The organism is Paenibacillus sp. L3-i20 (assembly GCF_022180385.2).
GTDB lineage: Bacteria > Bacillota > Bacilli > Paenibacillales > Paenibacillaceae > Pristimantibacillus.
Genome location: NZ_BQME02000002.1, coordinates 1,938,504 through 1,955,569 on the forward strand (window position 1 = coordinate 1,938,504; position 17,066 = coordinate 1,955,569).

General features: G+C 38.6%; 21 protein-coding genes. 1 reads left to right on the forward strand and 20 read right to left on the reverse strand.

Annotation, left to right across the window (positions count from 1 at the left end; translation table 11 throughout):
* Positions 1-18: 18 nt before the first annotated feature.
* The 12 genes from MFF31_RS22785 to MFF31_RS22840 all read right to left on the reverse strand — a co-directional run bounded on the left by MFF31_RS22785 (position 19) and on the right by MFF31_RS22840 (position 13,209).
* Positions 19-687 (reverse strand): tetratricopeptide repeat protein, encoded by a 669-nt coding sequence (locus tag MFF31_RS22785; RefSeq protein WP_238191308.1) that lies wholly within the window; start codon positions 685-687, stop codon positions 19-21.
* A gap of 246 nt (positions 688-933) precedes the next feature.
* Positions 934-2,766 (reverse strand): cache domain-containing sensor histidine kinase, encoded by a 1,833-nt coding sequence (locus tag MFF31_RS22790; protein WP_238191310.1) that lies wholly within the window; start codon positions 2,764-2,766, stop codon positions 934-936.
* 12 nt (positions 2,767-2,778) lie between these two features.
* A complete protein-coding gene (locus tag MFF31_RS22795) occupies positions 2,779-4,353 on the reverse strand; it encodes a response regulator (protein ID WP_238191312.1) in 1,575 nt (524 codons plus the stop codon).
* 31 nt (positions 4,354-4,384) lie between these two features.
* Positions 4,385-6,061, reverse strand: coding sequence for an extracellular solute-binding protein (locus tag MFF31_RS22800; protein ID WP_238191314.1), 1,677 nt, complete (start codon positions 6,059-6,061; stop codon positions 4,385-4,387).
* 219 nt (positions 6,062-6,280) lie between these two features.
* A complete protein-coding gene (locus tag MFF31_RS22805) occupies positions 6,281-7,954 on the reverse strand; it encodes a type 2 periplasmic-binding domain-containing protein (protein ID WP_238191316.1) in 1,674 nt (557 codons plus the stop codon).
* 73 nt (positions 7,955-8,027) lie between these two features.
* Positions 8,028-8,888, reverse strand: a complete 861-nt coding sequence (locus MFF31_RS22810; RefSeq protein ID WP_238192217.1) for a carbohydrate ABC transporter permease — start codon at positions 8,886-8,888, stop codon at positions 8,028-8,030.
* 67 nt (positions 8,889-8,955) lie between these two features.
* On the reverse strand, positions 8,956-9,942 hold the full coding sequence (locus tag MFF31_RS22815) for an ABC transporter permease (RefSeq protein ID WP_238191318.1): 987 nt from the start codon (positions 9,940-9,942) through the stop codon (positions 8,956-8,958).
* Between the two features lie 530 nt (positions 9,943-10,472).
* Positions 10,473-10,697, reverse strand: coding sequence for a helix-turn-helix domain-containing protein (locus MFF31_RS22820; RefSeq protein ID WP_006040330.1), 225 nt, complete (start codon positions 10,695-10,697; stop codon positions 10,473-10,475).
* 210 nt (positions 10,698-10,907) lie between these two features.
* The gene (locus MFF31_RS22825; protein ID WP_238191319.1) at positions 10,908-11,102 is read right to left on the reverse strand and encodes a helix-turn-helix domain-containing protein; all 195 of its coding nucleotides are present in this window, start codon (positions 11,100-11,102) and stop codon (positions 10,908-10,910) included.
* A 45-nt stretch (positions 11,103-11,147) separates the two neighbouring features.
* Positions 11,148-11,600 (reverse strand): ArpU family phage packaging/lysis transcriptional regulator, encoded by a 453-nt coding sequence (locus MFF31_RS22830; protein WP_309296703.1) that lies wholly within the window; start codon positions 11,598-11,600, stop codon positions 11,148-11,150.
* A gap of 160 nt (positions 11,601-11,760) precedes the next feature.
* Positions 11,761-12,159: a hypothetical protein gene (locus MFF31_RS22835; protein ID WP_248565554.1), complete on the reverse strand. Its 399-nt coding sequence runs from the start codon at positions 12,157-12,159 to the stop codon at positions 11,761-11,763.
* Positions 12,160-12,750: 591 nt separating this feature from the next.
* Positions 12,751-13,209, reverse strand: coding sequence for a hypothetical protein (locus tag MFF31_RS22840; RefSeq protein WP_238191323.1), 459 nt, complete (start codon positions 13,207-13,209; stop codon positions 12,751-12,753).
* Between the two features lie 698 nt (positions 13,210-13,907).
* Between MFF31_RS22840 and MFF31_RS22845 the strand changes: the two genes are divergently transcribed.
* Positions 13,908-14,096: a hypothetical protein gene (locus MFF31_RS22845; RefSeq protein ID WP_238191325.1), complete on the forward strand. Its 189-nt coding sequence runs from the start codon at positions 13,908-13,910 to the stop codon at positions 14,094-14,096.
* A 55-nt stretch (positions 14,097-14,151) separates the two neighbouring features.
* Here MFF31_RS22845 and MFF31_RS22850 read toward each other — a convergent pair whose 3' ends face one another.
* The 8 genes from MFF31_RS22850 to MFF31_RS22885 form a co-directional block, all read right to left on the reverse strand.
* Positions 14,152-14,382 (reverse strand): hypothetical protein, encoded by a 231-nt coding sequence (locus MFF31_RS22850; protein ID WP_238191327.1) that lies wholly within the window; start codon positions 14,380-14,382, stop codon positions 14,152-14,154.
* 31 nt (positions 14,383-14,413) lie between these two features.
* Positions 14,414-14,650: a hypothetical protein gene (locus tag MFF31_RS22855; RefSeq protein WP_238191329.1), complete on the reverse strand. Its 237-nt coding sequence runs from the start codon at positions 14,648-14,650 to the stop codon at positions 14,414-14,416.
* Positions 14,651-14,686: 36 nt separating this feature from the next.
* Positions 14,687-14,851, reverse strand: a complete 165-nt coding sequence (locus tag MFF31_RS22860) for a hypothetical protein (RefSeq protein ID WP_238191331.1) — start codon at positions 14,849-14,851, stop codon at positions 14,687-14,689.
* A 60-nt stretch (positions 14,852-14,911) separates the two neighbouring features.
* Positions 14,912-15,145 (reverse strand): hypothetical protein, encoded by a 234-nt coding sequence (locus MFF31_RS22865; RefSeq protein WP_238191332.1) that lies wholly within the window; start codon positions 15,143-15,145, stop codon positions 14,912-14,914.
* A gap of 123 nt (positions 15,146-15,268) precedes the next feature.
* Entirely contained in the window at positions 15,269-15,448 is a 180-nt protein-coding gene (locus MFF31_RS22870; protein WP_238191334.1) for an IDEAL domain-containing protein, read from the reverse strand.
* A gap of 23 nt (positions 15,449-15,471) precedes the next feature.
* Positions 15,472-16,041 carry a hypothetical protein gene (locus tag MFF31_RS22875; RefSeq protein ID WP_238191336.1) on the reverse strand — a complete coding sequence of 190 codons (570 nt, stop codon included), beginning with the start codon at positions 16,039-16,041 and terminating at the stop codon, positions 15,472-15,474.
* Positions 16,041-16,553: a LexA family protein gene (locus MFF31_RS22880; RefSeq protein WP_238191338.1), complete on the reverse strand. Its 513-nt coding sequence runs from the start codon at positions 16,551-16,553 to the stop codon at positions 16,041-16,043. The genes MFF31_RS22875 and MFF31_RS22880 overlap by 1 nt, the downstream gene beginning before the upstream one ends.
* A 10-nt stretch (positions 16,554-16,563) precedes the next feature.
* Positions 16,564-16,905 carry a hypothetical protein gene (locus tag MFF31_RS22885; protein WP_238191341.1) on the reverse strand — a complete coding sequence of 114 codons (342 nt, stop codon included), beginning with the start codon at positions 16,903-16,905 and terminating at the stop codon, positions 16,564-16,566.
* Positions 16,906-17,066 lie beyond the last annotated feature (161 nt).

Sequence of the window (17,066 nt, forward strand, 5' to 3'; positions counted from 1 at the left end):
ATTTTGCTCCTTTCCTTATCATTTTTTGAACAATAAACGAACCGCCCACTTCCGCTCTAGCCGCTTTCTGTATTTAGGCAATGATCTATAAACACGTAAACCCTCTTTAGCAGCTAGCTTTGCTTCCTCATCTTGGCCGAGACCTTTGTAAATAGAAGCAAGCCGATCATATCCTTCACAGGAAGACGAATGTATCTCTTGAAAATCATTTAAATATTGCAATGCTTTTACTGTGTTGTCCTTCATATGAATAGTTGCAAGTCGTAAGTAAGGCGCACCAAATTTAACTCTTTCATTTATTTTAAGAGCTTGTAGTATGCTAGCTTCCCCTTCATCTAAACGATCCGTCTGCAAATAACAAGTACCTAAATCATCCCAATACTCCGCTGACTCTACTAGCACTCTTTTTAAAGGCTCTAAGGTTTGCAAAGCTTCTTTGTATTTTTTTCCGACAATGAGTAGACGAGCTAAATCGTGTTTTGCTGACACATCATTTGGTGACATAACTATATGCTGCTTTAACTTGCGTATATTTGATCGGCGCTTAATGGGCTTGAATATACTTGGGGTTAATCCTAAAAATCTGCGATCAATAATGTATAAAATAATGAGCAACACTATAATCGCAACAAATGGATTGCCTAATAGCCAGCTTAGCCATAGAAATAGGAACGTAAATTTGAACATCTAGTCCTCCGATTTACCTATTTTATAAATAAACACTATTTCAATCATATCATATTGATTTTCAACTTTATTAAAATGATACAAATTTACCCTATTATTGTCGCATAAAAAAGGTATGGAAATATCCGAGGAACTGGGACGTTCGACGGATAGGCTGATAGAGTCCTTAATTGATCAAAAGGAATAGGGTCTATTCCATCGCTTCATCTCATGAGATGATTATGCAGAATAGACCTTCAACTCAAATTACTCGACTAATGTTTGATCATGCATAAATAACTTTCTTTTTCTAGCTGGAATTCGAATATTTACTGACGTACCAATACCCATTCGACTATATATCGAAACACCGTATTCGGATCCATACTGTAACTGAACCCTCTGATGAATGTTACGAATACCGAAGCCGGTTTCACTCTCATTCGTAGCAATCATAATTTCTTCTATCCGCTCTTGACGTACACCGAGTCCATCATCAATGATTCGATACAAAATAGTATCGCCTTCTTTATGTGCCACTATCTTTATATGAATTCGATCTCCGCTCCAAGCATGTTTAAGCGCATTTTCGATAAATGGTTGAATAATAAGTTTTACCGTTTCATATTTCCAAATTTCTGCATCAACATCAAAGGTAACTTCAAGTCGATGCCCATATTTAACTTTCTGAATTTCCAAATACGCATTGGACTGCTCAATTTCAGAATATACCGGTATTAGAGTCCTGCCTGAATTTAAAGTTAATCGGTAAAACTTAGCGAGCTCAACTACCATCTTCTGCAGCTTCTCGTTTTCCCCGAATTTCGCCAATCGATTTATCGACGATAATGTATTATAAAGAAAATGAGGGTTAATTTGTGTTTGAAGCATTTCGAGCTCTGCTTCTTTCTTCTGTAATTGTGTTAAATAAACTTTATTAATTAAAGCTTCAAAATCTTCCCCCATTCCGTTGAGAGCAGTAGCAATTTGTGAAAATTCATCCTTGCCGCGATATGAAATACGCTTATGTAAATCACCTTCCCGGAATGCATTCAACACAGATACAAACTTTGTAATTCTTTTGGAAAAATAACGAGAAATAAATACACCTGCAAACGTAAATAGTACAAACCCAATGACGCATATAAAAATAATTAAGTTTCGTACCTTAGATGCTTCTTGCTCGATGACATTCAATGGAATATGCGCAACAATTGTCCAGTCTTGCTGCAGCATCTCTTCTTCAATTGTTAAATATTCACCACTAGAAAATGGGTCGACCGTATTATTGTTTCCTTTAGATACTTCCGATATATGTACTTTTTTCTCTGGCAGACTTGATGTAAAGATCAAGTTGCCATTCCTATCCCTTATAACTATTTTGCTGCCTGGACCGAGCTTAGTAAAATCAACGCTCTCAAATAGCTCATCCTTTTGGACGCTAAACCTCATGACACCTAGTTCCTGCGGTTCTGGGTCAGTTATACCTGAATGAGTCATATCTAGGTCGACGATTCTGCGAATCATTGATATTCTGTTTTGACTTCGATCTTCCTCAACTTGTTTCCAAACCATGGTCTCATTATATTTCTCTATTGGCAGTGTTTGATACCATGCTTCGCTTTTAATTCTTTTCAAATGATACATATAAACAGACTGTGCGTTCGTTTCTTCTAAATGGTTATAATATTTTTCATCAATTGTTTCATTTTCAAAATAAACAGATAGTCTAAGGTTCAATCCAATAGATTTTGATGCATTGTCAAGCTTTGGCATAATTTGCTTCGTCATACGATCATTTATTAGTTTCGGAGAATTAAGCTGTGCCCTCAAATCCTCCACAAAAGCATAATCTTTATATATGATCGAAGATATACGTACCATATCGTCCGTCTTATAGGCTACATTGTCATTAATCTGCTTGAGTGTCTCTTGTATATTGGAGCGAGTCTGCTTGCGCATGGAAGCTTCATACATGGAGTGTGACACATAGCCGTTGACCGAGACCAGAATAACAGTAAATACCAGATAAGACAACATGAGCTTATATCCGATTGGTAAGTATCTGGATTTTTTTCTAAACTCACGGATTGCTTTCATTTATTCACCTCACTACTGCTCTTTCTTTCTATACTCCAATGGTGTCATACCAAATTTCTCTTTAAATTGTCTGCTAAAGTAGGGCAGATAACGATAGCCAACTTGATCTGCGATTTCATATATTTTGAAACCAGGCTGTTTTAGCAGTTCACAAGCCTTTTCCATTCTTAATTGTACCAAAAGCTCATTAAATGTATGCCCAGATTTCTCTTTTATAAGAAAACCACAATAACTAGGAGAAAATGAGAAGTGTTGCGCGATATCCTTTAAAGTTATGTTTTCACTCATACGTTCTCGAATCGTTTTCATAACGTTACGAATGAATTTACTATCTTTTGTATTGTTTTTTTGATGCAAGCGCTCTGAAATTTCGAATACACGATGAACAAGCCATGATCGTATATCATTAATTGTTTCAAATTGCATAAGGATATCCAAATTACGTATCTCAATTCCTAGCAGTTCGAATAAATCCTCATTCATAGCACTTAAATGTTGATCCAGCTTCCATATAATATAGTTAGATAAATTATGTACGGTAAACTTCGAACGCAGACCTGTTGCGGATTGAAATAGGTTCTCGAGTTCATCATATATTTGAACAAGCTCATATTCTTTCATTGCTTTCAGCAATGCGTTCATTCGTACATCTAGTACTCGGGCATCTAGCATAGCTGGTTCTGTACTAACAACTTCATACTTAATAATGCCCCCTTTACCAAGGAACATCTTTCCTTCGACAGCTTCTATCGCTTGTTGAAAAGAAGTAGGCAACTGCTCAATCGTCTGTACAGGAGCACCTAATCCGGTTGTAACCGTTACTGTTAATCTACACTTAGCTGACTCAACTAAAGTTTTAACTGTTTCATCTATCCGATCTGCTTCCAGTAATAATGCCACACGATGGGAATGCAATTTACAAAACGGAATGTTGTCATGAAGTCTAACTGCTTCATTCAACTGTTGCAAAAAAATTCGAGAGTTTTCTTGCTGCATAGCTGTATTTCGCTCTACTCTAGAGAATTGATCCAATTCCATAATGACAACGCATAAAGGCCACTTCAATTTGTCCATTTGATGTGAAACGATTAGTTTAGACATAAATTCTTTATTTGTCGTTTCTTCCCCTTCAAATAAACGTACAAGGAGTTCGCTTTTTGCAATTGGTATCATCTGCTGATACGCTTGCTCAACCTCACGTTGCTTGCACTCTTCATCAAGATCTCGTTTTACTTTCATTAGTGAAGCAACCAGTTCACTATCATCCATAGGCTTTAGTACATAGCTGTATGCTTTAAGAGAAAGAGCTTGTTGAACATAACTGAACTCTTGAAAACCGCTTACAAAAATAATACGCATATTGGGCTTCCGTTGCAGTGCTATTCGAGCTAATTCTAGACCAGACATATATGGCATATTCACATCGCTTACTAATATATCAATGGGTTGCTGATCAAGCACTTCACATGCAGAAAGTGCATTATTAACACTTCCTTTGACCACCATTCCAAGCTCAGACCAAGGAATGAATTGCTTCATGCCCTCTAAATCTAACTCCTCGTCATCTACCAGCAATACGTTGTACATGAAAACATCCCCCTTGAATTATTCATGCCAATCATTTCTCTTTTATTGCATTAAGATTTTGTTCCCATTTCTTTGTAAGGAATGTTAAGTACATTTGAAAACCAGCTGCCATTGATTCTTCATGAGCTTTATCTAATATAGCAAGTACTTCTTCATCTGTTTCACCAAACATAGCGTCTGATCTTGCCTTGAGCCAAATCTCCTTAAGATTACGATAAATCAAACCTTCCTCAGAGTTAGGTGCCGGCATTAAATTGATAAACTGTGTATGGTCTCCTTGCGATTTCCAAGTCACTAATTGCTGCCATTTTGTTGCCCAATTTTTTTGTTTTTCAGGTAATGTTGCTTCGTATTTTGTTTTTGTACTGTCTAAATATTCTGTATTTCCCACCCACATCATATCCCCTGCTATAGCCTGAATCTCAGCTAATCCATTCGGATCAGACCCGTATCTGCTAGTGAATTCAGGAGTAATACCATCCTCTTTAAATCCGTTCCAAAATCCTTCCGGGCCTGGTGGTCCCCACATTTGTACAGCGGAACCTTCATGACCTGTCATCCAATCAAGCATTGCAAAAATCGCCTCTGGATTTTTTGCACTAGTAGAAATTGTAGAGACATTCCATCCCAATATATTATATGTGCCCGGATAAATTTTTTTGGGATCCAAGCCTTCCTTATAAATTGGATCAATGAAGAAATAACCATCATCTGGATTGCTTATGGATAACGCAGCATCTGCGGGCATTACCAACCGCATTGGATCTGCACTAGCATGTACAGCTACAGTTCCATTCATCAGCTTCTCGCTAACCTGATATTCCGTTTGTGTCAACGCATTTTGCGGCATTAAGCCTTCACGCATTAACTGCGCTACAAATAAGGCAGATTCCCTAAAACCCTGATCCTGATAGATAGAAACCATCTCATCATCTTTTGTTACTGCAAAGTATCTTGTGAAGCTATAGTTTTCTTCTTTAAAAGAAGAAAATAACTGGTCAATTCCGTGCCCTTCCGTTGCTTGACCTGTTTCGAAGGGAATTACATTCGGATATTTCTCCTTCACAAGCTTCAAATATGTGTAAAGATCATTAATTGTTTCTAGCTTAGGTTTACCGAGTTCCCTATAAATTTTTTTATTTACAACATAACCCGCATTCCCATATGGATTTTCCGAATAATAATTTGGAAAGTAATAAATTTTCCCATCAGGAGCACGGAGTAGATTCAATATTTTTTCTCCAGCCCACTTCTTTAGATTTGGATATTTCTCAATATAATCATCTAAAGGTACCAGCAATCCTGCCTCTCTCAGACGCTCCAAATCCGCATCTTTTTCACCCCAAATAATATCTGGCAGCTGATTGATCGCGACCATTGTTTGAAGCTTGTGCATTGCGTTTCCATCAGAACTTATGGATTTAATATGTATGTCAAAATTGTCTTTAATCCACTCTGATGACGGATCAGCTCCCCAAGCAGGCATTTTATAGTTATTATAAAGTCCATAGAAAGTCACATGAAGTGGTTCTTTACCTAATTCATACAACACATTACTTGGCAGTTTTTCTACTTTTACATCTTCAGGTTTCAACGTTGGAGACGGGTCTAATATTTTAGGCTTACCTGAATAACTGCAAGAAACTAGCATACATACGATTAAACTCCATGAAAATAGCTGCAGGAACATTTTTCTCCTATTGTTCACTGACTTACGCCTCCCCCGATAGATTTGGTATATTAAATCCTTATCGACCTAATGATACCAAAAAACGAAATAACATTATATAGCTTTAAAGGATAACAGCAAATTAGTAACCCATTTAAAAGCTACAATCTTAACGTATGCATTGATCTCTGAATTGAATAGAGAAATCCCAGAGGATTCGAAAGAACCCTCTGGGATATCAACAATTAATAAGTGATATTATTTACCAAGTAGTGCTTTCTTCTTTTGCCATTCAACAGTACGCCATTCTAGCAACTTGTTGTAGCCTAATGCTTGAGCATCTGCTTCAGCTTTATCCAAAATTTTATCTACATCTTCAGGAGTTTTAGCTTGGGAAGTTGCTGCAAGAACCTCTTCTAACATGTCTCCAACTTGTTGTGAAATATCACCTAGCTCATCATCAGCTGAAGGTGTCAAGTTTTTGTACTCTGTAAGGTCAGTACCTGTAGGCCAAGTAATTTCTCTTTGGTATTTAGCTTGCCAGTTTTGTTTTTCTGGAGGCAATGTTTCTTCATATTTAACTTTTATTGGATCGATATATGCAGCGTTACCTACGATTTGAATGTTACCATTATCTGCTTGAATTTTCGCAACTGCTTCTGCATCGTATGCTGCTGTGAAGATAGGATTACCATCAGCGTCGACTCCATCCCAGTTTCCGCCCTCTGGTCCAAAGAACTGAAGATTCATACCTTCTGGACCTGTGTACCAATCCAAGAAAGCAAATACTTTTTCTGGATCTTTAGCAGCTTTAGTAATAACTGCTACGTTCCAACCTAGTTTGTCATTTCCACCAGGGGAGATTTTATTTTTATCTAGACCAGCTTTGTGGAAAGGCCATGTAACGAAATATCCTTCATCAGGATTTTTCTCTGAAAGTGCAATGTTTGCTTGGTTAGCAAGATCCGTAACGTTGGAGCTTGCATAAACTGCAACACGGTTTGTAAGCAATTTTTCTCTTACGTTGTCCTGTGTTTGTGAGAAAGCATCTTGTGCCATAAGTCTTTCAGTGTAAAGTTTGGAAACAAATTTTTGTGATTCACGGAAAGTTGGATCTGTGAATACGGAAGTCAATTTATCGCCAACTGGTACACCAAGCAACTGTGTTCCGATGGAGTCATAAATTGCGCCTTCTTTAAAAGCTGTGTAAAGTAACGCTACACCTTGACCATCTACTGCGCGGCCTGGCTCGTAAGGAATAACTTCATTGCCATATTTTTCTCTAACTTTAACCAAATAATCATAAAGCTCTTCAATTGTTTCTAGTTTCGGCTCGCCAAGTTCTTTGTGGATTTTTTTGTTGATTGCATAACCAGCTGTGTTAGTTGATCCGTCTGTATACCAGTTAGGGAACTTATAAAGTTTGCCATCTGGAGCACGTAGCAAATCAAGTTTCTCTTTGCCAGCCCATTTCAATAGATTAGGATACTTTTCTAAGTACTCGTCAAATGCAACCAGCTGTCCAGCCTCATAAAGGCGGTCAAAGTCAGGCTCCATACGATCACCCCAGATTACATCTGGAAGATCTTTACCAGCGATCATAGTTGTCATCGCTTCTGTATTAGCACCTTTTGCTTGAATAGGAACAATGTTCAATTGTTTGTTCTCTTTCAACCATTTTGTTGCTGGATATGCATCCATACCAAGGTAATCAATCCAAGCATAGTGGAAGAACAATGAGAACTCCAACGGTTCAGAACCAAATTCCCAACCCTTGGTTGCAGTTGCTTCGCTTGGTGCAGGACTTTCACCTGCAGCACCTTCAGATGCTGATGGTGAAGCTTTAGGCTCGGATTTGCTGCAACCAGCTAGTATGGTTGTCAACAGAAGTACAGCTGAGACGATAAGCAGTAGCGACTTTCTCTTCTTCATTGAATAAGCCCCTCTCAAATCATAATATTTATGTCTAAAGCGAAAGACCGCCCCAAACCAAAGGAATTTGTTACTATTCTTTTAAAGAACCAACAAGTACACCTTTAACAAAGTACTTTTGCACGAATGGATAGATTAACATAATCGGTATTGTAACTACCATCATCGTTGCATTCGTAAGTGATCTTGACGTAACCGTTTGCATCGCTTGAATCCTTGCAACCGATCCTGAATCCAAACCAGACAATTCAACGATGTTCGCATTTAACAAACGTCTTAATACAGTCTGTATTGGTAACAGATCAGGATTTTTGATGTAGATACTAGGTACAAACCAATCATTCCAATGCGCAACTGCAGTGAACAATGCCAAAGTTGCTATAACTGGACCCGATAGAGGCAATATGATTCTGAAAAAGATACCCCAGTTGCTGCAGCCATCTATTTGTGCTGACTCCTCTAGCCCATTTGGCAATGATTTGAAAAACGTACGGAATATGATCATATTCCACACACTTACAAGTCCAGGGATAATGAATACCAAAAATTTGTCATACAATCCGATTGATTGAATGAGAAGATAAGTTGGAATTAATCCGCCGCCGAAGTACATTGTGAATACGAAGAACAACATATAATAATTGCGACCCATAAGGTTACTTCTTGTCATTCCATACGCAATGATCGAAGTTACAAAAATTGCTGCTATCGTACCTATTACAGTTCGGTAGACTGATATCATAAATGATTGAATTAACGATTTATCTTCAAAAACAATCTCGTAATTTTGTAATGTGAAAATTCTCGGCCAGAATGTTACTCCACCCTTTGATGTATCAAGTCCTTCATTGAAGGATACTACCAACCCGTTCCAAAATGGATACAGGGCGCTAAAGGACAATACTACCAAGAAGGCATATATCGAGAGCACCATTAGTTGGTCACTAAAGGCTAATCGTTTAAATCTCAATGTAGGTCGACCCCCAGTATAATTTCAAGTTTTACCATAAGCTGTTACCCGATCTGCGAGCTATATAGTTCGCCATTGTCAGCAATCCAATGCTTATAATTGCTTTAAACAATCCTATTGCAACAGCAAACGAATATTTCGCATTTTGCAAGCCGACTCGATAAACATAAACATCAATTACATCTGATACAGGTCGCAGAATCGCATTTTCAGCTAGGATTAGAATATCTTCAAATCCTGCATTCAACAGATTTCCCATCGCCAATATCATAAATATAATGACAACAGGCATAATGGTTGGCAGCGTTATCAAATAGATTTGTTTGAATTTAGTTGCACCATCAATATCAGCTGCTTCGTATAAATGGGGATCAACACCAGCAATTGCTGCTAAGTATACGATTGAAGCAAATCCAATGTCCTTCCATACATTCGTAGACACAAGAATAGTCCAGAAGTATTCTTTCATACCAAGGAAATGTAATGGTTCTTCAATAATTGAAAGTTTGGTTAATAGTATGTTAATACTACCGTTATCTGTGGAGAGCAATGACATTACAAGGCCGCCCACGATAACCCATGACATAAAGTAAGGTAAATAAGTAATCGTTTGAACAATCCTTTTAAATACCATATGACGAATTTCGTTCAACATTAGCGCCAATATGATCGGAGCAGGGAATCCTATACCAAACTTTAGTAAACTAATAACGATTGTGTTCCGCATGATCGTATCAAAGTTTGGAGCATTAAAGAATGCTTTAAAATGTTTGAGTCCAACCCATTCGTTCCTTTTGTCAAATATGTCGTGCGCTGTAAAAATGTCGTAATCTTGAAATGCCGTCAATATTCCGTACATCGGAATATAAGCAAAAACAAATACAAGTAAAATTCCTGGCCAAACCATCAACTGTATATCCCATTGTTTCATCAATCGTTGGAATTTAGTTTTGTGGTTAATATTGACTGTATCCGGCGGTGTTGATGCGAACTGCTGTTTCGTCGTTGTCTCCGACATGAGTCTCCTCCTATAGTAATGAATGTTGAGCTTTTCAGACCAACTGCCTCTATTCAGACGAGCAGTTCTGTGCAGCACTAATTGACTATAATCATTCTACCTCTGCACTTCTATTGAAACGAGATAACAGATACTCGATTTCTTATAGTTCAACGTGGAAATATTTCTAGCAAAATGATACTTATTAACGATTTTTATACTCATCGACAAAATGCAGCATAGACAAAATATATAAACCTATCTTTCGCATACAGAAATTGGTTGAATCCGCTAAATTATTAATTGTTTTCCATTGAGTCTAAAGATAGAAACGTAGTACCGAAAGCAATGATCTTCTCTGGAATCTGTTGACTTTCCTCGAAAATTGAAGAATTTTTTTCATAATTAAATGCAAATAACATTAATTTTTATCATTTTAGACAAAGAAAAAGACAGCATATAAAAATATGCTGTCCCAATGCGAAAACTTATAATTAGCATGTAGAAAGGGCAATCGCCCAGACAAACGAGAATGGAGAGGATATCGTATGTTAAATTTGTAACTCCCCAAGCTTAATTAGCTCGACAACCGCTTGCGAACGACCTTTTACATTCAATTTTTGCATCACATTCGAAATATGATTGCGAACGGTTTTCTCGCTGATGAATAATTGCTGCGCAATATCTCTAGTCGTCTTGTCTTGCACCAACAGCTCGAATACCTCTCGTTCACGATGCGTCAGTAAAAACTTGCTCTTATGGTCGCTTCCCTTCAAGAGTAAAGCAATACTTTCACCCGTTTTAACTCGTATTAACTGCGTTTCTTCTATTATAGCGTTATACCCTTGTCTTTGTTGGGTTTAGTGATAGTCCCATACAGCTCCTCTTCATTGTTGATCACCTATCATAACTTCCTCTGTTTGCATCAAATTTGCATCATCTTCATTAATTGCATCACTTCATTTGCATCAAAAAAGACAAGAGCATTATTGCCCTTGTCTCGGTCCATTAAACCAATTGTCAAACGACTCTCTAGGTATTTTGATTTTCTTTCCTATTCTAACAATATGGAATTCTCCAGAGTGGGCCAGCTTATATGCTTGGTTAATGCCGATGCCTAATTTTCTTTGTATGTCTGATACTTCGTAAGTATCACTCTCATAACCCTTTATCTCGCTCATCTTCACTCACCTCGATTTATTATATTCACGAGTGTTTTGTCCGAATTACTCTGCTTCACCTTTTTCAACGGCTATATCAAGCGCAAGCGCCAATTTATAAAAAGCCTTCCATCTTATCTTTTGGTACGTTCCCCCACTTATAGGTGGATTAAATATTTGCTGATATACAGTCCAGTCATAAACATAGTCGTCCTTCATGTATCTTTCTTCTATTAAGAGGCGTTCTTTTGGATGCAGCTTAGCAACAACTCTTTCAAGTTTGATGCAGAAAGCTCTCCTTGCCGCTGGAACGTCTACATTATGAATAGCAATCTGCGCTGTTTGGTCGCTGGTTACGTTAGTTGGACCATGTGCCCGTTCTGTATAGCCAGCTGTCAAGCTTCCTTCTCTTTCCTCAAAAGCAACCATCTTAAATATCCGATACTTTTCAAGGGCAGATTCAACCGCCTCTTGCGTCTTCTTGCGATCCAACTCGGGAAGTTCAAACCCCATTTGCATCTGCACCCTATCACCCCTAATCATGAGCCCCAGCCGAAACCAGGGCACAATGTCTAACTTAGTATGATTGCCAACCAGATGTAACCAGCGATTATGGCTACTGAGATCAATAATCCGAGAAGCCATAAATCAAAAGGTTCTAATCTTTTAAGCCAGCGCCTCACTCTAGATCGTCGCTTTCTGCAGAAGTAAACGGGAGCTCTTCTTCATCAACACTGTGCATTGGATCTTCTTCGTCCTCACCCTCGTAGTCATCCATCGAAGCTTGATTCACATCTAGATTAACCGTTCCATCATTATTGATCGTACCTTTCAATCCATCTCTGTAAGTCTCCTGTTGCTCCCTAAACTCATCTATATCCATCTGAGATTCAGTAATCGTCAACTCAACATCAGCTCCAGCAAGTTTATAAAATTCATAGGAGTGCCTATTCGATGCACCACCGTTAACGATGAAATCTAATACCGTTTTCTTCGAATCTTGACTCTTCTTCACAAACTCGGCAGTCAGTGGTTCAAGATCGCTTATTTGGAGCTCAACTACTTCACGGCACATCATGTTTAGCTCGGGCAACTGCTCGTCCGATCCGTGAACATAAAACTGGACAAGCTCCTTTTTCGAATCCTTTGTTTGTTTTTTGAACTTTGCTTTGATTTTGATTTACATATTAACCGCTCCTTTAATCTTCTTTATTCAATTGATCGATTTCCAGCCATGAGGGGATCACTTTACTAATTTAATTCTGCTTTTTTACAGCATTTTTCTTGATTAAGTACCTCTCGGGGCATTGGTTTATTTTTTGGGGGCATCTGAGATGAAGTTTTGCACATGGAGTGAAATTTCTTGATACGGATTTCTACTGGATATGAAAAGCAAAGGAGGTATCCAGTATGGAATTTAAATTCAAAACTAAAAAAGTTGAGATTTTGATCAATATCCCTGCTAGAGTACTAGTTGTTATAATTAGTGCTATTTCAGGAATGATGTTCTTATAATCTCTCTTAGTCACGGGAGATCTTGATATATGAGATCTCCCCACTGATACTCATTTCACTTTTCATAACCGACCATATGTTCTATTTTCAGGCGTGAGTTGACTGTCAGTTCGTCGGAAACGTCTGTTTTCATTGTCTATACAGTGCTATAAACTTAGCGTCTAGGTTTCTCCCAACCATTTATAAGTGCCTCATAATCCCAATATCCGTAAATTACACCCTCATAATTATTCTCTGTTTCAGCTACTCTACTTTTAATGGCGTAAGCCCCATAGAATACGTAACAGTCTTTCAGCGATTCAACGTCTTTGTATGTGACAGGTACCAATTCTTCGCCTAGTAGCTTAGCTGCTTGCTGATAGCCACCAGCCCACCATTGTCCGTAACAATTAATAACATCACCGTTATCAAGCTGTATATCAAATTTTCTACCACCAAAAGCATAGAACCCCGGACTAGGATTGTCGTAGTAATAACAATGTACAAAAGTACATGTACTATCCAAACCGATGATTAGGTTGCCTTCTCTATAATAAGTGAATTCAATGGGTTTCTTTAGGACAAAAGCTATTCCCTGATTGAATTTAACAATTGCTTGAACATCGTTATCCATTAAACGTTCATCCTCCCATGTTCTTGAATCTTCAAGCTTACTCTTTAAACTTTTCGTTTAAGTTATGTTTGATTTACAAATCTTCCTTCTATTGCAAAGCAAATGGTACAATATGAATTGAACACAATTGAGATAAGGAGTGCTAAGATGAGCGCATGCATGCTGTCTGATGAAAATCGCAATTTCATTGTATTATGCCAAGAATGTGAGAAAAGGCTATTTGATATTAAGAACAAACTAGAAGTTCATAATAAGAGATTTAAGCTTACCTGTGAATCAGGACATATAAACAATATTCTAATTAAGACTAAGGAAACATTGAGATCGGCAGTTTTGAGTAGGAAGTCCGAAGAGACATTGCTATTCTTTAGAATTGATTCAAATGGCAACGAGCACGAGTTTGCTCATTACAACCACATGTGTTGTTACTGAGTATTTAATCATTCGCCCCTTGCAACCATTATGTCGTAATGACCGTTCCCATTGTTCTCGCCGGTGTCAGTACATCCATTGCACAAATCAACTCACGGCGAGGTTCGCGGACTGGTAATCCGTTTGCTTTCCCCAACCGATAATCCATCCTCATGTTCCTCAATATTCAATATGTTTCATAGTTTCGTCGGACTGCGACATAGTCAAAATGTGATTTACCTCTTCTTATTTTTTTCATGTATTCTGTTCTTAAGGAGGTGTGAATTTTGGTTACGTATAAACAAATTACTGAATATATAAAAAAGGAATATGGCTATACAGCTCAAACTTGTTGGATTGCACATATGAAAGAGATTTGCGGATTAATTCCTAAAAATCTTTCTAGGGTTAAAGCATGTCCGCCTACCAAACAGAAAGACTTTATAGAAACTTTTAAGCATTTCAATATGATTTAGTCCGTTCAAGCTTAGCAAAAGTTGCTAAGCCTTTTTTATTACTGCGCTTTTTGGGTCAAATAGTAACTTCCTTGAAAAATACTAGTATCATGTCACTTGGGATTTCAATCCAGAGGCTTTCGTCCTCGATTTCTAAACGCACTTCCCCACCAACAAGCCTGTAGTCTTCTTCCTGATCTACCCAAATGCCGCCCAGCTCGATTAACACGCCGCCTTCTTCAACGGTAAACCCATCGCCATCGCATCTGTCAATGCTGAAACCTTTGACACATTCGTATCTTTTCAAATCCCTCTCACTCCTTCGCAATATGTGTCTACTACGCAATTTCTGTATTCAATATTGTATCGATTCGTTGGGAATTGTAGGGCAGAAAACAATCTTGATCCCAATGACCACTAAACCACCATTTTCCTATCATCTCTTCGCAATCATCCCAAAGCCAAACTTCTGTTACAAATGGATCTATTCGAATCTCTAATCCGTGTAAAGTGGCAATACATTCTTCTAACTGTTCATCAAATCGAATGACGTTTACTTGGATATGTTCACCCACATTCAAACCTCCTTGATACGTTTGATATTCATTTAATTACCTAATGGCCCATTCCTTCACATTGAGTTCGGGCAAGTATTCTTGAATTTCATCGGTTCCAACCAACCTCATAACCTTCCTGCATTTATGCCATGACCAATTTTTGGGGGCTTCATAACCCGCCATAAGAAGTAAATCACGCCATGTCTCCTGTTTAGCCACATGAACACCGCCTATTCATTTATTCCGATTCACCATAAACGAAGATCTAGCATGCTCCAATTACTGCCAAGATAATGTAATGTACGTGGTGTTTTCATGAACCCACCTATTCTCACGACTCTTAAGTGGTTGTCCATGGAGATTCAAAAACACCTCACCAACAACCCGACCTTGATCGTCACAAATGATTTCCCATGGGATGTCGTTAAAATAAGGATCATTCACAGAAGCATCCTTTTGACTCTCCTTCGCCTTGCGCCATATCGATTTACGTCCATATAGACTTGTTGTCAAAATGCCATATTGCTAACTGGATGTCTGTTGCTTTTTCCCAATCGATTCCAAACACCTCCAAAATAAAAACATATGTTAGGTTTAAAGGCAGCAAAAGTCCATTAATTTAGTTATTTGTAGCATTTAGGCTTGAATCAATTTCAGTTCCTCTATCAACAGATAGAATGTCTTTCTGTCACCTTCCACCAATGACTTATCAATCTCCTGATTTAGCTGCCTAATGCGATAATCCACTAGCGCTTTATCTAATACCATTTCTGCAAATAAACCGATCATGACGACATATTGTTGTGTTTTGCTCATGGATCGCACATCCCCTTTCTATACTAGTTAGCCTTATCAAGAATCGCTTGGATGACCTCCAACTGCTGAGGTAAGGTATCTATCAGTGGTTTGTACTCACGCAGCAAGTAGAAGTTAAGAGCTGCTCTAGCAATAATATAAGCATCGACCACGTTATCCGACTTGTGCGTGTAGCTAAAGAGCTCCTTAACCGAATCTGCGACTGCCTGTTTCTTCTCTTTATCCTTTAATCGTACTTTACTGCCTGTCGCCCCCTTCCAACCCGTAACTCCGACATACTTCTTCGTGTGTGCTGGATTGATTTCGTGATATCTCAATTCCTTACGATGGATCATCCCTCGCAAACCACCATGAATCATTCCAGTTGTAATACCTTTCTGTGTTCCTGCTGCTGCTTGTTCAATCAATATTTCGTTTTTGGGACTTAACAGCTTGTAAAGCTGATTTTCTAAGTCGACCAATTGCCCGATGCTTATGCCGCCTGGTTCTTTCTTCCCTTTGCCTTGCAACTCAACTTCGAGAAGTACTTCGCCGAGTTCATTCAGTGCCACAAAGCCGGTCTTCGTAGCCGGATCAATGCCAACAAACCTCATTACCCTTCCTCCCTCATTCCTAAAATCTTTATCGCTCTTGGTCTACCGCCATTACGATCGATGTAGCCCTTCTTCTCCAAGCGCTCTAGATGACCGTTAACAGTCGAAGATGATTGTAGTCCTAGTGCATCGGCAATCTCTCTTTGAGAGGGTGAATACCCGTGCTCCCCGATGAATTGAACGAGGTAGTCGAAAACCTTAGCTTGCGTACCCTTGATTTGCTTAAGCCCATTCGCTAGTGACTTTTTCTGAGCTTTTAAACGATCATTCTCTGCGGCATGCTCAGTTCTTAACTGTATAATTTGCTGGTTCAGAAGATAATTCCGTCCTTCTGACTCTGCCGCTATCTTCATGTAAGTGTCAGTAGCGTTGTAATTGTATTGAGCCACTCCCTTTAGTCGTTTATTCTCTCGACGATAAGCTCGCAGTGCATCCTTCATCTTTGAGATGCTTACCGCTACGTCTTTATCGAGACATTCGTTGATTTGGGCAATGAGTTCTTGGTCAGTCACTAGGCAGCACTCAAATTTCCTCTAGAGCATCTTTTGCACAATCAATTGCTCCGTCATCATCACTATTTTCAATAATCGATGTTAACCCCACTATCAATCTATCTCTTTCCCCTTCAAGCCTCTCAGCTGTATCTGCAATTGTCACACCGTCAGTAATTGTCTTACCCCACTCTGCAAGCGTCAGGTCTCGTTGCTCTATCGCTTTTCCCTTCTCTTGCTGTCGAAGATCTATTTCCTCCATTAACAAAACAACTTGATCCACGCTTAGACTACTTCTCCCTCTGTCATACACAACGTCAATTGCGTGCATACGTCGTATTTCTGTTATCCTCTGCTCTCTATCTGTAGCCATGTTCTTCCTCCTTCAACTCCGACTCAACACGCCGTTTATACTCATCAGTTTGTTTATAAGCGTCCTGTCGCTCACAATAGATACACGGAGCGTCATGATCCCATTTATGCCGATTGCACACTGTCATAACCCCAACACCGCCAATAAGGCGTGTATCTGCT

Coding starts and splice junctions, on each gene's coding strand:
- MFF31_RS22785 (WP_238191308.1), bottom strand. CDS start 687: ATGTTCAAATTTACGTTCCTATTTCTATGGCTAAGCTGGCTATTAGGC.
- MFF31_RS22790 (WP_238191310.1), bottom strand. CDS start 2,766: ATGAAAGCAATCCGTGAGTTTAGAAAAAAATCCAGATACTTACCAATC.
- MFF31_RS22795 (WP_238191312.1), bottom strand. CDS start 4,353: ATGTACAACGTATTGCTGGTAGATGACGAGGAGTTAGATTTAGAGGGC.
- MFF31_RS22805 (WP_238191316.1), bottom strand. CDS start 7,954: ATGAAGAAGAGAAAGTCGCTACTGCTTATCGTCTCAGCTGTACTTCTG.
- MFF31_RS22810 (WP_238192217.1), bottom strand. CDS start 8,888: ATGGTGCTCTCGATATATGCCTTCTTGGTAGTATTGTCCTTTAGCGCC.
- MFF31_RS22815 (WP_238191318.1), bottom strand. CDS start 9,942: ATGTCGGAGACAACGACGAAACAGCAGTTCGCATCAACACCGCCGGAT.
- MFF31_RS22825 (WP_238191319.1), bottom strand. CDS start 11,102: ATGAGCGAGATAAAGGGTTATGAGAGTGATACTTACGAAGTATCAGAC.
- MFF31_RS22830 (WP_309296703.1), bottom strand. CDS start 11,600: ATGCAAATGGGGTTTGAACTTCCCGAGTTGGATCGCAAGAAGACGCAA.
- MFF31_RS22835 (WP_248565554.1), bottom strand. CDS start 12,159: ATGATGTGCCGTGAAGTAGTTGAGCTCCAAATAAGCGATCTTGAACCA.
- MFF31_RS22840 (WP_238191323.1), bottom strand. CDS start 13,209: ATGGATAACGATGTTCAAGCAATTGTTAAATTCAATCAGGGAATAGCT.
- MFF31_RS22870 (WP_238191334.1), bottom strand. CDS start 15,448: ATGAGCAAAACACAACAATATGTCGTCATGATCGGTTTATTTGCAGAA.
- MFF31_RS22875 (WP_238191336.1), bottom strand. CDS start 16,041: ATGAGGTTTGTTGGCATTGATCCGGCTACGAAGACCGGCTTTGTGGCA.
- MFF31_RS22885 (WP_238191341.1), bottom strand. CDS start 16,905: ATGGCTACAGATAGAGAGCAGAGGATAACAGAAATACGACGTATGCAC.